The sequence below is a fragment of the Lacibacter sp. H407 genome, assembly GCF_037892605.1.
GTDB lineage: Bacteria > Bacteroidota > Bacteroidia > Chitinophagales > Chitinophagaceae > Lacibacter.
Genome location: NZ_JBBKTU010000001.1, coordinates 3,782,003 through 3,797,009 on the forward strand (window position 1 = coordinate 3,782,003; position 15,007 = coordinate 3,797,009).

A 15,007-nucleotide genomic window follows, 5' to 3' on the forward strand; every position below is an offset into this window, starting at 1 on the left:
CAACTTTGAGCAATTAAGTTACTTATAAAAGCAATCTGTTCTTATTCGGCTAAAAGTAGAATATTTTTCATTTTAAATATGCTAACATTCATGCTTCTGGGTGTATAAGCCTTCTCAATGTTCAACAACTTAGGGGGAAATAGCCTTGTTAACTCTAGTAGCAGCTTGCAATTAAAAAATGTTGAGTTTTAATTTGACGCAGATTGTGAATGTAGTCAAGGTACATGGGCTTAGAAATTGCAATTATTGTTATCTAAACTCTATTGTTAGTTCATATTACTAAACTTACATTTGGCGTTTACAATTTATTCTGTTTCGAAGGAATCGGCCCCAATTCCATGAAAAGTTGATCGCTTGTTCAGAAACAGTAACGGCGAATGTGGAGTAACATAAATCACCGGGTTTAGTCTAAAGGTGGAAGCGGGGAGCTTGAAGTGTTAACAACAGAAGGGTTAGATTTTATTTGTTTTATGGCATTTTCAATCTTTTTCACAACGAAGCTTTCAGACTTTGTACTCGTTGTTTTTTTGATGAATACGAAAAGCGGGGTATGAATGGAAACAGCTTCGCTTCTGCACAGGTATACGAATATTGTCAATTAAGATTACGGCAACCATGGTTCCGGAATTAATGTAGTAAGGCGCAGCATATAGATTGCTGAAATATTAGAAAGAGAAGTTTTGCCCGCTATGGGATATCAAAGTTTGATAACTAATAAAGCCAAATCTTCCTTTGGTTGGTTCAAATTCAGTTCTCTTTTCTCCGGCAACAATGCCATGCGATGAAATATTTGGAGAAAGAGTTCAATGATTTTGATACTTGTTGATAAGGTATCAATCTGTCAACAAATCTTTGTTTCGTTGTTTGTTTTGCATTGATTTCATGTACACGTATGATAAGGATGCGCCGACTAATAAGGCGAGTGCAATGACAATAACATACTTTCCTGTCGTGCCTGTCCCTTCATGTTTGTTGTGTGCTTGTGAAATTGGTCCATAGTCGTTTAGTTCCATGTATTATTTTTTATAAATGATGATTTGATAGATACCATGTTCATGTAAAATGCTAAACAGGTAATTGCCAACGTAATGCCAAATGATTTTCTTGTCATCTGTGACAGCCCTGTAAAAAGCATGGTCATCAAACCCCAGCTTTCGCATGTCAGTCAAAGGTTTTTTTACCATACCTGGTGATGGAAGTAGGGAAGTGAAAATCTTATAGTTCTGATAAATGCCTCTCCGAAACGATTTAAGGAGGTCGTCTACATCTTTCTGCCTGCTTCTTTTGGCAGCAGTATAACAAATTTTGCCTGGGCAGTAACGGGAACTACCATTTCTTTTTTCAAACTCTTTTCCGCCATAGACACAGTTGGCATTCATGATGTTGGATTTAAGAAAAGTAAAAGTAAGATTAATTTTTTAAAGTTAGATAATTTATCTAATTTTATAAAATGAGTGAAAACAATACTTCTTTGGATAGCAAACTTCTGTTGACAGAATTCAAGGATATTCTATTTGAGCCTGTTATTGATCTGGCTGATATCATGGATTATACCGGCCGTCCAATGCTGATTACTTTGCCTTATTTGCGTAAGCATGCATTACTTCCTTTTTTCCCAAAGGGAAAATGGCAGTTGAAGATCAATTTTGTACAATTGATATGGCTTCGGCTTATTGATACGCTTCGTCAGTTTAATTATACAGTAGCTGACATGCAAAAAATTTGCGACTACTTTTTTAAGGATTCCCATGATCATGAGTTGCCCAAGAGTAACTTTCTGTACAACATCGAACATCTTAAAAAAAAGGAGCTGGCCGGAACAATTTCAATGAAGGAAATAAAGATGCTGGACTTTCTGCAGAGTGGAATAGAAGATGAAAAGTTACTGTATGCACTCAAGCTTGAAATAAATTATCTTTCAAATCTGGTGTTACAGTGCATTGATGATCGGGCAGATACAGGCTTGTTGGTTTTTACAAACGGAAGGATAATGGAATTTGATGCAGTTGGATATGGAAACCATAATAAAGAATATGTTGACGTAAACGAACCACATATCCATCTTTCTATCACACATTTTCTGCGGGAATTTATTAAAAACGAAGAACTTAACAATTTCATTATGCCTCGTTTGTTAAATGAAAATGAACAAACAGTATTAAAAGCATTAAATAACAAGACTATTTCTGAATTAGTGATTAAGAAACAGCAAGGTGGAGAATTAAGAATCGATACTACAAAAAAAGGTCAGATAACGGGGGAACAGGCGAAAGCAATACGCCAAATTCTTGGTCTCGGTAACTATGATGAAATACGATTGAGTACAAGGGATAAAAAGACACTGAACTTTGTTAGAACAAATAAAAATATCAACTCCGATTAACTCGGCTTAATGGTTTCACCATAAGAGCTACTTCGTTCAAAACGACTAGGTCTGCATGCAGGTGAATAATGAAATCAAAAATTAAACCCAATGTAGAAAAACAAAAAGAAGCAAAAAAGAGGGTAAATTCAAAAAGAAATCTGAAAGAGAATGAACAGATTGATCTGTTCGTGAAAATTCTTGTGAACGTTTATTTCAAACTTGAACATGAAAAAGATAACATCGGGCAAAGACCTTGAGAAACTGTTAGCTCAAAAAACAGCCAAACGATATGGTTCTACATCCAGTAAACGGGGAGGTGGCGCTGTCATCTATACTCGTGTAAGTTCTTCGGAACAGGCTCAAAACAATGGGAGTCTGGAAGTTCAAAAGAAACTATGCGAAGATTTTTGTTTGAAAAATCAATTAACTGTTATTGAATATTTCGGAGGAACATTCGAAAGTGCAAAGTCGGATGGACGAAAAGAGTTTCAGCGCATGCTCGAATTCGTGAATAAAAATAAAGCGGTATCCTTCATCGTCGTGTTTAACCTCGATCGCTTTTCCCGAACAGGCTCAGCAGCTGCACATTTAAGCGAAGAACTGCGTACAAAGGGTGTCGTTATCCGTTCTGTAACACAGGATATTGATACCTCAACAGCTATAGGCCGATTATCGGAAAACTTTTTTCATTTGCTGAATAACTTTGATAACCGATTAAAGAGCGATCGTACAAAAATCAATACAAGGGAAGTAATGTTAAAAGGTTATTGGCCATATAGCACACCGCTTGGATATGAAAACTTAAAAAAGAAACAACGAGCATGCTTTCATGAATATGTAATTACCGATGTTGGCAAAGAAATCAAAAAAGCTTTTCAGTTAAAAGCTGATGGACGTTTAACAAACAAAGAAATTATTGAACGGTTAAAAGCAAAAGGAGTTAAAATGACCAAATCGAATTTTCAATTGGTTATTGCCAATCCTTTTTATGCGGGTTACGTTACAGGAAATCTTGTGGAGGGCCAGTTGATTAAGGGCAAACATCCCGCATTGATTGACCTGCATACGTTTGCAAAAGCAAATGAAATGCTTGATAAAGCACCTGGTAAAAATATACCTAAGAAAAACCGTCATGATGAGCTCCCTTTAAAAACATTCATTAAGGATGAATTAAGTAATCAGCCGCTGACGGGTTATAAAACGAAAGGACATTGGTATTACAAAGTAAAAGAAGCTGAAATTCCGATGAACATCAGGGCGGATAAATTAAATGAGTTGTTTGTCACAAATCTTTCTCAGTTCGAGTATAACAGCAAATTCAAATCAATAATTAAGGAACAGTTGCTGCAAAGGTTTAAAGAATTGTCAAGCTCAACAGTTGAAGAAAATAAGCTGCTTCGGAAACAGCTGACAGAAAAAGAACAGCAGCTGGAAAACATAGAAGAAAGATATGTAACCGGAAGTTTAACGAGTGAACTCTATGAGAAATACGCAAAAAAGTTTAAGACCGAAATCGACCAAATTTCAGCTCAATTGTCAAATTCTGCAATTGACAGTTCGAACTTAAAAACGGGAGTAGAAAAAGCTTTAGAAATTGCTGAAAACCTAAGTCAGTTGTGGGTTTCAGCGTCTTTCGAAGACAAGCAAATACTTCAACATTTGATTTTTCCTGATGGAGCTGTGTATAGCAAGCAAAAACATGAAGTTCGAACCAAAAGAGTGAATACGATATTCAGCGCAATCGCAGAGCAGGCAAGGGTTTCGGGCGAAAATAAAAATGGCGATTCATCAAAGAATCGCCAAAAATCTACTCATGTGCCCAAGACTGGATTCGAACCAGCACATCCTTGCGAACGCTGCGACCTGAACACAGTGCGTCTACCAATTTCGCCACTTGGGCAGCGGGGTGCAAATATAGCTGAATTTTGATTATTGCCAACAATGCTAAGCCTTGATTTTATTTGGTCTTTTCCCGCTTCAAACCGATCAACAAAATGCCGGCTATCACCAGCAAAGTGCCTGCGACCTGTGTTACGGTGATCTTCTCACCCAAAATAAAATGCGCCTGAATAATCGTTGAAACAGGTCCAATGCTTGAAATGATCGCCACATTATTACTGCCGATCCGTTTGGTACCACCGGCGATGAGATAGGAGGGCAGCACCGTAGCAACAATTCCCAACAGCAATCCGTAGATCCAATGTTCTTTCGCAACAGTTACAATTGAAGCAACATCATGCAAAAAAAGAAAATGAACAAAAATGCCTGCAGTTGCAGCCAGCATGGCGTAGGATGTAAATGCTGTTGCACCTGTAAGCGGAATTAACCGTCCGCTGCCAACAATATAAATGGCATAGGTAATGGAACAGAGAAACACCAGCAATCCACCCCAGAAGAAGCCCGGCTCTAAATGATACAAATTAAACTCGCCTGCATAAGCCAAGCCAATACCGCTGTAGGTGAGGAGCAATGCCAGTTTTTGAATCTTCTGTATATGTTGACGAAAAACAAATGCATTGATCAGCACTACAAAGCTTGGGTAAAGAAATAAGATCAATCGTTCAAGTCCTGCTGAGATATAACGTAATCCTTCAAAATCAAAATAACTGCTCACATAATAACCCAGCAATCCAATTACTACAAGCTGTATCCATTTCTTCAAACTCAAACTTGTTTTGCTGTTTTGTTTTGTAACAAACAACACCGCTATATAAAACGGCAATGCAAACAACATCCGTAGTGTCAACAACGAAAGTGCATCAATGCTAATATCAGCAAAGGCCTTCTTTACAATAATTGCTTTGGTTGAAAACAAAACCGAACCAACGAGCGTCAATGCAAAACCAATAAAAGCGAGAGAGTATTTCTTGGGCATAAGCTTGAATAAAAAAGTCCTGCTGCTAACAACAGGACTTCAAAACACTTTTCGAAAAACCAGACCTGTATTAAACGCTTACATTAAAATCACGCAGCGCATCATTCAAACTTGTCTTGAGATCAGTACTTGGTTTACGCTGACCAATGATCAATGCACAACCAACACCAAATTCACCAGCCGGGAATTTCTTTGTATAAGATCCCGGTATCACCACACTACGTGCAGGAACACGGCCTTTCATTTCAATTGGTTCAGCACCGCTCACATCAATAATTTTTGTTGATTGTGTAAGTACCACATTTGCACCCAGCACGGCTTCTTTTTCCACACGCACACCTTCCACCACAATACAACGGCTGCCAACAAAAACACCATCTTCAATAATTACCGGGCTAGCTTGCAATGGTTCCAGCACACCGCCAATGCCAACGCCACCACTCAGGTGAACACCCTTGCCGATCTGTGCACAGCTTCCAACAGTCGCCCATGTGTCAACCATGGTGCCTTCATCCACATACGCACCAATGTTTACATAACTTGGCATCAACACTACATTCTTTGCGAGGTATGCACCATACCGTGCAACTGCATGCGGCACGGCACGTACACCAAGCTCTTTATAATTTTTCTTCAACAACATTTTATCATAAAACTCAAACGGCTCCACATCCCAAGTCTGCATTTGCTGAATACCAAAATACATCAGGATGGCCTGTTTCACCCACTCATTAACCTGCCAACCATCGGCAATCGGCTCAGCCGTACGCAAACGGCCTTTATCTACTTCTTCAATTATAGCACGCACTGCATCACTGTATTTATCGTCTTTTAAAAGTTCACGGTTGCCCCATGCTTCGAGGATCAAATCTTTCATAGTTGTTCAATTTTGCTGCGAAAATAATTCTTAATAGAATACCAGCTGCAGTTTTTCATAGCATCGCCTGTTGCCACGCAAGCTCTTGTACGTTCTGTAATCCTGTTGATCAACCCAACCCTGCAAGCATGTCTATGTGCAACATCAAGAAACCCCTCCGAGGAGTGGACAGTCCGTTTGCTATTTAGCGTACGCATCAAAATTGCGTGAACCCACTCACTACTCACTACTTCCGACTTACCACTTATATTTGCCCCCATGAACGTTGGCTTCGATGCAAAAAGAGCTTTTCACAATCAAACCGGACTCGGACACTACAGCCGCACCCTGATCCATTCGCTGGCAGCGAATTTTCCGCAACATCATTATGTATTGTTCAATCCCAAGCCATCATCGATGTTTCAGTTTCAGGAACCGAATGTGCAGGAAGTGTTGCCCCAATCGTTTTTGTCGAAGAAATTATCAGCAGCCTGGCGAAGCAATTGGGTAAAAAAAGATTTGAAGCGATTCAACATTGATCTTTATCATGGATTGAGTCATGAAATTCCGGTGAACATTCAAAACACAAGCATCAAATCAATTGTTACGATTCACGATCTTATCTACGAACGTTATCCCGAACAATTCAAATTGATCGACCGGAAGATCTACAGTAAAAAATTCCGTTACGCTTGTGAACATGCGGATAAGATCATTGCCATCAGTAATCAAACCAAACAAGACATCATTCAGTTTTACAATACACCCGCAGAAAAAATAGAAGTATGTTACCAGAGCTGCAATCCGGCGTTTGGTGAACGCATTGCAGACGATGTAAAGCAACGTGTAAAAGAACATTACAAATTACCCCATCGATATTTTCTCTACGTTGGTTCCATCATTGAGCGAAAGAATTTGTTGAATCTTTGCACAGCAATGAATCTGCTTCGGGGTGAAATCGATATTCCGTTGGTAGTTATTGGTAATGGCGGTGAGTACAAGCAAAAAGTAAAAGACTACGTTTATAAAAATCAATTAGACGATCGCATTATTTTTCTATCGGATCAGCCAACTGCAAAATTTTCACCCACGTTTCAATCAGCAGAAGATTTTCCGGCCATATACCAGCAGGCAATTGCAATGATCTATCCATCCGTGTTTGAAGGTTTCGGCATTCCGGTGTTGGAAGCATTGTGGAGCCGCATTCCTGTTATTACGTCCAATGTGTCCTGTTTACCCGAAGCAGGTGGGGAAGGTGCTTTTTATGTTGATCCAACCAAACCCGAAGAAATTGCACAACAAATGAAACGTATTCTCAACGATGAAATATTTGTGCAGCAACAAATCGAAAAAGGCTGGCTGCATGCACAACGTTTCAGCAACGCAAACACTGCTGCTAAGGTTATGGAAGTGTATGGGCAAGTTGTCTGAACCATGATTTGGGGGGATTTAATTGATTCAAAAGATTTATTCAACAAGTACTATTGCTCGCCAAGCTCTTAAACTTTCAAAATGTTACCCCCTACTGGGAGGGGTGTTTGAATGCTATATATAGTTCAAACAAACAGGGGTGAGTCTTCCTACCTCTTACTTCTTCCATCAGAAATCGTTTCCGTATTTTTGCCGCCGTATGATGATTGACTGTACCACAAAGGAATTAGAACTACTGAAGATCATAGGTGATTGTGCACAACGTTTGAATGTGCCTTGCTACCTCGTTGGTGGCTTTGTGCGTGATAAACTCTTGCAGCGGAACTGTAAAGATCTGGATTTTGTTTGTGTAGGCGATGGGATTGAATTGGCGAATGAAGTTGCGAAGCAGTTCAATCCATTACCGCAGGTTTCCATTTTCAAAACATTTGGTACAGCTAACATAAAACACGGCGACTTTGAAATAGAATTCGTTGGTGCACGAAAAGAAAGCTACGCATCACATTCACGTAAGCCCGAAGTAGAACCGGGCACATTGGAAGATGATCAGAAACGCAGAGACTTTACCATTAATGCACTTGCCATCAGTTTAAATAAAGATGACTTTGGTGCGTTGGTCGATCCGTTTAACGGAGTTGAAGACCTGAAATTAAAGATCATCCGTACACCATTAGAACCCGGCACCACATTCAGTGATGATCCGTTGCGGATGATGCGGGCGATTCGTTTTGCATCGCAACTTGATTTTACAATCTTACCTGAAACATGGCTGGGCATTATTGAAAATGCGCATCGTATTCATATCATTTCCAAAGAGCGAATTGCAGATGAACTCAATAAAATTGTGTTGAGCAAAAAGCCATCGGTTGGTTTTGATCTGTTATACAAAAGTGGTTTATTGAAATTGTTCTTTCCGCAAATGGTTGATCTGGCAGGAGCAGAATATATCGATGGCAAAGGCCATAAAGATAATTTCTACCATACACTTCAGGTGCTTGATAATATTTCAGAAAATACAACTGATCTGTGGTTGCGTTGGGCAGCCATTCTTCATGATATTGCAAAACCAGCCACCAAACGTTTTGAACAAGGGCATGGTTGGACATTTCACGGACATGAAGTAGTTGGTGGCCGCATGGTGCCCAAGATCTTTGCGCAATTAAAACTTCCGGCAAATGAAAAGATGAAGTTTGTCCGCAAGATGGTGGAATTGCATCTGCGTCCCATCAGCTTAACAAAAGAAAACATAACGGACAGTGCTATCCGCCGTTTATTATTTGATGCCGGAGAGGATTTTGATGCATTGATGACCCTGTGTAATGCCGATATCACGTCAAAGAATCAACAAAAAGTACAACGGTATCTGCAGAATTTCGAAATGGTGCGTCAGCGTTGTAAAGAAGTAGAAGAAAAAGATCATATCCGTAACTGGCAACCACCCATTACCGGCGAACTGATCATGAAAACCTTCAATGTGCCACCTTCACGCATAGTAGGCGATTTAAAAACCGCTATTAAAGATGCGATTCTGGATGGCGATATTGAAAACAATTATGATGCCGCTTACGCTTTTATGCTGCAAAAAGCAAAGGAAGTTAATCTTGTTCCTGTGAACGAATAATTTTACATTTGTGAGAGAATCTTTGCTACAGAAGCAACTGTATTCCATTTTCAAATTTCTTCATGTTCAAATTGCTTTATGGCTATTCTACGTTTCAGGATTTATTGGGAAGATGATGATGCGGTTTATCGTGATGTTGTCATTAGGCATACACAAAATTTTAAGGATCTGCACGAAACGATCCTAAAGGCTTATGAATTTGATAATAAGCACAAGGCTACTTTCTTTCGCAGCAACGACCTCTGGCAACAGGGCCGTGAAATTTCATTGGAGAAATATGACAAGGCTTACAAGGCTGAGCCATTGTTAATGGAAGAAACGGCAGTAGGCACTGAAATACGTGAACCAAACCAGAAATTTGTGTACGTGTATGATTTCAATAAGAACTGGACGTTCATGGTGGAGCTCATCAACGTAAGCAAAGAAGAAAATCCAAAAACAACCTATCCGTCGGTTATCCGTACAGAAGGCATTGCACCGAGCCAATACGGAACAAAAGGATTGGTAGGTGATAAGCTGGCTGAAATGGAGGAGAAATATGATCTCACCGCCGGTGCAGAAGGATTTGGTGAGGAAGGTGAAGCTGATGCTGACAGTGTGAACGATGAGGAAGAAGAAGCAACACAAACCGACGAAGAGGAAACTGCATTTTAATACACTTCGTCGAACGGAACAATTATTTACGACTTTCAATTAGTTTATTTTTTAGAAATGTGTCAGACGCTCTTCGGTACGTCAGACACCGGTTGAGTTCTTTACAAACTCATCAGACACATGAACAAAACAGTTATTCTTATCGCAGGGCCAACAGCTGTTGGTAAAACAGCCGTTGCCATCCAACTGGCTAAGCATTTCAACACAGAGATCATCTCAGCCGATTCAAGGCAATGTTTCAGAGAAATCACCATAGGTGTTGCCAAGCCTTCCACAACAGAATTAAAGGAGGTAAAACATCATTTCATCAACTCCCATTCCATTCTCGATACGATTACCGCAGCTTCTTATGAGAAATACGCCTTGGAAGTAGTTGCTGAACTATTCCAAAAGCAAGATGTGGTTGTAATGGTTGGCGGAACGGGTTTGTACATCAAAGCATTTTGCGAAGGCATGGATGAAATACCGGCTGTTGATGAAACGTTACGACAAGAGCTGCAACAAAACTATCAGCAGCACGGAATCGAATGGCTGCAACAACAACTGCAGCAATACGATCCGTTATTTGCAGAAAAAGGCGAGATGCAAAATCCGCAACGCATGCTCCGTGCATTGGAAGTGGTACGATCAACAAGTACTTCGATACTCAGCTTTCGGAAAGGAGAGAAGCAGCAAAGGGATTTCAATATCATAAAGATCGGTCTTGATCTTCCTAGAGAAGAATTGTATCAACGCATTAATCACCGTGTTGATGTGATGATGGATGAAGGCTTGTTACAGGAAGCGAAAGATGTTTATGCGCTTCGCCATCTCAACGCATTACAAACAGTAGGCTACCGTGAGTTGTTTGATTTTTTTGATGGCAATATGAGTCTTGAAAAAGCGATCGACAAGATTAAGCAAAATTCACGGCATTATGCCAAGCGCCAGCTCACCTGGTTCAAACGTGATGAAGCAATGCGATGGTTTCATCCATCAATACTGCAAGAGATCATTGACTATGTTGAAACGAAAATAAAAAAGCCGGCATCAATCTGATGCCGGCTTCTATTTATAATTTCGTAATTAGAATTTAAATCCAACAGTTGCAATAACCTGTCCGTTCGTGATCTTGTTTTTTGCGTACGGAGTAGGTATGTTCGGATTTTCCAACGTGTATGGGATATGAAAACCGTTGCTAATACCATGCAGATAAGACAGGTCAGCAAAAAATCCTTTATCACGATAGCCGATACCAAGACTTGGAGTCAATCTCCATGCTTTCAATACTTCACCTGCTTCATCGGTAACATAATCTTTATTGTAAGGGCTGCTCATAAAATTCAAACCAGCACGCACCATAAATGTTTCGAATTTCAATTCGCCGCCAACTCTTGCATTCACCGCCATTTTATAAACTTCATCTATGGATTGATTCAGTGAACTGAAATAAGTTCCATCATCACCGCCGGCACTGGTAGCATATTTCATTCCTTTGTAGTTGATCAATTCAACATCTCCTGAAATAAACGCTTTTTGTTTGGTAACATCACTTATTTCACGAAATACGTACGAAAGACCAAGTCCAGCACGCCATGGCGTTGTTAGCCGGTAGCTGTACCTGTTTTCATCACCATCAATTCCCGCTACTTCGTTTACATCACCTGTATTGTAAGTGTATGATGTTGGTCTGTTAGGATCATTATTCACTTTCCGTGAATAGTTTTCGATATTGCTGGTGATGGATGCACTTGTATAATCAGTAAGTGTCATAAGCGAAGGCGAGTGAAACGTTAAGCCAATACGGAAATATTCCACCGGCTTAAAGATCACGCCCAACTTTGCGTTGAAACCGCCACCTCTTGTTGAAAGATTTTCGGTAAAGGTGAAACTTTCAAAATCGTTATCTGTATTGCCGGTGCCGTCTTTTTCTGAGATCGTTGTCTTACGATCAAACTGCACAATAGGAATACCAATGGTAATTCCATACAATATTTTTTCATTCAAATTCCACGCAAGGGCAGCAGCGGCTTCAGTCAACCCGCCTTTTGTTTCATAAGCAAATGACTGATCCAGATTTTTGCTGATGTCTGCATTGGTAAAAATGGTATTGTTGTTTTGATCGATATCGATCAGGTACGATTCATATGCCTGACTTGCACCCAATGGAAATCTGCTGCGGATATTATCAAAATCGGTATAGCCGCTCCGAACAATTTCTTCCAACCATTTTTCGGTATAAGAACTATTCAAATTTCGGCCGCCATATGCAAATTGAGAATTGAAGTTTGCTGATTGATTTACAGCCAGTGAAAATGTTGTATTGCGGATATTGCTGCTTCTGAAACGGTTTCCAAAACTGAAGATCACACCACTTGTACCGCCATTCAATTTGCCCTTGGTTCCTTTTGTAGTGATATCATTATAATCTGTTTTGAGCGTATTAAAATTGAAGCCGGGTGTAAAAACTATTTCATTCGTTTTGTATTGTCCCAAACCTGCCGGATTGATAAAGGTTGAACTGATATCGCCTCCAAGCGAAATATTGGTTCCTCCGATTGCCTGAATACGGGCCGAACCTGAAATAGAGGGGTAGGAATAGCGTAAGGCATCAAATATATCCTGCGCATAAGTTGCTTGCAGGAGGCACATACTAATTCCAGTTATGAAAATACGTTTCATATTACAATGTTATTACCTGAGAAATAAGGGCATTATTTAGTTACGACGGCCACCAGAAGATCCTCCTGATTTAGTGTTGCCACTTGATGAAGAGCTGCTGCTTGACGACGAACCACTACTCATTGTACGGCTGCTGCCAGATGAGTTGCTGTTGTTGTTACCAAACATGCGGCTGCTTGATCCTCTGTCGCCGGAGCTGAAGGTATTGTTGTTACTTCCACCAAAGAAACCTGTACGACGGGTTGTATTGGTATTGTTGTTGAAGTAACGGCTGCCCGTTCCGGTTGCAGTTTTGCCGTAGTTGTAATTTGTACCTGCGTTACTGAATCGCTGAATAGGAGCCGAGTAACGGATACCAGTGCTGTATTTGGGAGCGCCGGGGCCTGATATAACGATCAGATTATTGCTTCCAGGAATGCAGATGAACGGTGAGTTCCAACCGTTGTAGCCGAAGCCATGCAGGTTGTTCCATCCACTGTTCCATGCCCATGAATTATAAGGATTATTCCAAGTATTCCAACCCCAAGTGTTGTAAGGGTTGTTCCATGTATTCCAACCCCAGCTGTTATAGCGTGGAGTATTCCAATATACATCATCTTCAAAACGGAAGCGTGGGTCACGTATTTGCTGACGCAAACGACGATCTTCCAGATTGCGGTCGTTGTTATACGAAACACGATCATCCCGGTCACGATCTACTTCCACATATGCATCATATGTGCGTTCAGGAGAATAATAAACATCATCGGGCGTTTGTCCGGTACGATAGGTTGCGCAGGAACTCATTCCTGCCATGATCAAACCAACGAGTAAAAATCTGGTTGCCATATGTTTTGAATTTGAGGTTTGTACTGTGAAGTTACTACTTTTGCAACTCCATAAATAGTGCTTTCTATATTTTAACAAATGACAAACCAAAGGGCATTTTTCGTTGCTTTTGGGTTGTTAATATAACTCTAAACGTCTTATAAAGGAATTGAACAATGGCAGCGGCAATTACAACTCGTGAAAAGGATTATTCGCAATGGTACAACGATCTCATTTTAAAAGGTGGATTAGCTGATTACTCAGCCGTTCGGGGATGCATGGTCATCAAACCATATGGCTTTGCTTTATGGGAAAACATGCGTGATCAGTTAGACAAAATGTTCAAAGAAACCGGGCATGTAAATGCTTATTTCCCGCTTTTCATCCCTAAAAGTTTTTTAAGCAAAGAAGCTGCACACGTTGAAGGCTTTGCAAAGGAGTGTGCGGTGGTAACACATTACCGTTTAAAGAACGATCCGAATGGCGGTGGCATCATCGTTGATCCCGATGCAAAACTGGAAGAAGAGTTGATCGTTCGTCCAACTTCTGAAACCATTATCTGGAATACATACAAAGACTGGATCCAATCGTACCGTGATCTTCCGTTGCTGATCAACCAATGGGCCAACGTGGTGCGTTGGGAAATGCGAACACGTTTGTTTTTACGTACGGCCGAATTTTTATGGCAGGAAGGACATACAGCCCATGCCACAGCGCAGGAAGCAGTTGAAGAAACAAGAAAGATGTTGGATGTGTATGCACAATTTGCCGAAGAATGGATGGCAGTTCCCGTGATCAAAGGTGTAAAAACGGTCAATGAGCGTTTTGCAGGTGCAGAAGATACGTATTGCATTGAAGCATTGATGCAGGATGGCAAGGCATTGCAGGCAGGCACTTCCCATTTCCTCGGACAAAATTTTGCCAAAGCGTTTGACGTAAAGTTCAGCGATAAAGAAAACAAACTGGAATATGTATGGGCTACCAGTTGGGGTGTAAGTACACGCCTCATCGGTGGATTGGTGATGGCGCATAGTGATGATCAGGGATTGATCCTGCCTCCGAAAATTGCACCATTACAAATTGTGATTGTTCCCATCTATAAAGGCGAAGAACAGTTAAAAGCTATTTCTGACAAAGTACAAATATTGATAGCCGAACTCAAAGCATTGGGTGTGCGTGTGAAATATGACGATACCGATAATGCAAGACCGGGATGGAAATTTGCTGAACATGAGTTGAAAGGTGTACCTGTGCGGATCGCTATTGGTGGTCGTGACCTTGAAAATAATACAGCCGAAGTTGCACGGAGAGATGAAAAAACAAAAGCAACGGTGAGTATGGATGGACTGGCGCAGCATCTTCATCAACTGCTGGATGAAATTCAGCAGAATATGTTTAATAAAGCAAAGGCGTATCGTGACAGTCATATCACCAAAGTGGAAACCTGGGATGCATTTGTTGAAACCTTGAATACCAAAGGCGGATTTGTGGCTGCGCATTGGGATGGTACTGCAGAAACAGAAGAAGAGATCAAAACAAAAACAAAAGCAACCATCCGTTGCATTCCATTGAATAATGAGCAGGAGGAAGGGGTTTGTATTCTTACAGGTAAACCATCGAAAGAGCGGGTGTTATTTGCATTAGCGTATTAAGTTCACACAACTATAGAACAACACAGCACGGCTTTGCAGCCGTGCTTTTTTATTTTAAAAATTTGGTTGAGAATTGTAAGTTTGA

The 15,007-nt window shown here is 40.5% G+C and carries 11 protein-coding genes, 1 tRNA gene and 1 pseudogene; 7 read left to right on the top strand and 6 right to left on the bottom strand.

Annotated features, from left to right (window positions below; genetic code table 11):
- Positions 1–1,016 precede the first annotated feature (1,016 nt).
- Positions 1,017–1,379: a hypothetical protein gene (locus tag WG989_RS16275; RefSeq protein WP_340431015.1), complete on the bottom strand. Its 363-nt coding sequence runs from the start codon at positions 1,377–1,379 to the stop codon at positions 1,017–1,019.
- 71 nt (positions 1,380–1,450) lie between these two features.
- On the opposite strand from WG989_RS16275, the gene WG989_RS16280 reads away from it, so the two are divergent.
- Complete coding sequence (locus WG989_RS16280) at positions 1,451–2,383, top strand: hypothetical protein (RefSeq protein WP_340431017.1); 933 nt, start codon at positions 1,451–1,453, stop codon at positions 2,381–2,383.
- Positions 2,384–2,590: 207 nt separating this feature from the next.
- Positions 2,591–3,451, top strand: a pseudogene (locus WG989_RS20975) (recombinase family protein); the annotation flags it as partial.
- 730 nt (positions 3,452–4,181) lie between these two features.
- On the opposite strand, the gene WG989_RS16285 reads toward WG989_RS20975, so the two are convergent.
- From WG989_RS16285 to WG989_RS16295, 3 genes are all read right to left on the bottom strand, one after another.
- Positions 4,182–4,265: transfer RNA gene (locus tag WG989_RS16285), tRNA-Leu, on the bottom strand.
- 57 nt (positions 4,266–4,322) lie between these two features.
- Positions 4,323–5,240: a DMT family transporter gene (locus tag WG989_RS16290; RefSeq protein WP_340431019.1), complete on the bottom strand. Its 918-nt coding sequence runs from the start codon at positions 5,238–5,240 to the stop codon at positions 4,323–4,325.
- Between the two features lie 70 nt (positions 5,241–5,310).
- Positions 5,311–6,117: a 2,3,4,5-tetrahydropyridine-2,6-dicarboxylate N-succinyltransferase gene (locus tag WG989_RS16295; protein ID WP_340431022.1), complete on the bottom strand. Its 807-nt coding sequence runs from the start codon at positions 6,115–6,117 to the stop codon at positions 5,311–5,313.
- A gap of 258 nt (positions 6,118–6,375) precedes the next feature.
- Here WG989_RS16295 and WG989_RS16300 point away from each other — a divergent pair, with 258 nt between their 5' ends.
- The 4 genes from WG989_RS16300 (at position 6,376) to miaA (ending at position 10,840) form a co-directional block, all read left to right on the top strand.
- A complete protein-coding gene (locus tag WG989_RS16300; RefSeq protein WP_340431024.1) occupies positions 6,376–7,527 on the top strand; it encodes a glycosyltransferase family 4 protein in 1,152 nt (383 codons plus the stop codon).
- Between the two features lie 139 nt (positions 7,528–7,666).
- Positions 7,667–9,148, top strand: a complete 1,482-nt coding sequence (locus WG989_RS16305; protein WP_340431026.1) for a CCA tRNA nucleotidyltransferase — start codon at positions 7,667–7,669, stop codon at positions 9,146–9,148.
- A 78-nt stretch (positions 9,149–9,226) separates the two neighbouring features.
- Positions 9,227–9,802 carry an IS1096 element passenger TnpR family protein gene (locus WG989_RS16310; RefSeq protein WP_340431027.1) on the top strand — a complete coding sequence of 192 codons (576 nt, stop codon included), beginning with the start codon at positions 9,227–9,229 and terminating at the stop codon, positions 9,800–9,802.
- 120 nt (positions 9,803–9,922) lie between these two features.
- A complete protein-coding gene (miaA, locus tag WG989_RS16315) occupies positions 9,923–10,840 on the top strand; it encodes a tRNA (adenosine(37)-N6)-dimethylallyltransferase MiaA (protein ID WP_340431028.1) in 918 nt (305 codons plus the stop codon).
- Between the two features lie 27 nt (positions 10,841–10,867).
- Here miaA and WG989_RS16320 read toward each other — a convergent pair whose 3' ends face one another.
- Together WG989_RS16320 and WG989_RS16325 are read right to left on the bottom strand one after the other, a co-directional pair.
- Positions 10,868–12,463 (bottom strand): OmpP1/FadL family transporter, encoded by a 1,596-nt coding sequence (locus WG989_RS16320; protein ID WP_340431029.1) that lies wholly within the window; start codon positions 12,461–12,463, stop codon positions 10,868–10,870.
- Positions 12,464–12,499: 36 nt separating this feature from the next.
- Complete coding sequence (locus WG989_RS16325; protein ID WP_340431030.1) at positions 12,500–13,291, bottom strand: hypothetical protein; 792 nt, start codon at positions 13,289–13,291, stop codon at positions 12,500–12,502.
- A gap of 155 nt (positions 13,292–13,446) precedes the next feature.
- On the opposite strand from WG989_RS16325, the gene proS reads away from it, so the two are divergent.
- A complete protein-coding gene (gene proS, locus WG989_RS16330; RefSeq protein ID WP_340431032.1) occupies positions 13,447–14,922 on the top strand; it encodes a proline--tRNA ligase in 1,476 nt (491 codons plus the stop codon).
- Positions 14,923–15,007: the final 85 nt, after the last annotated feature.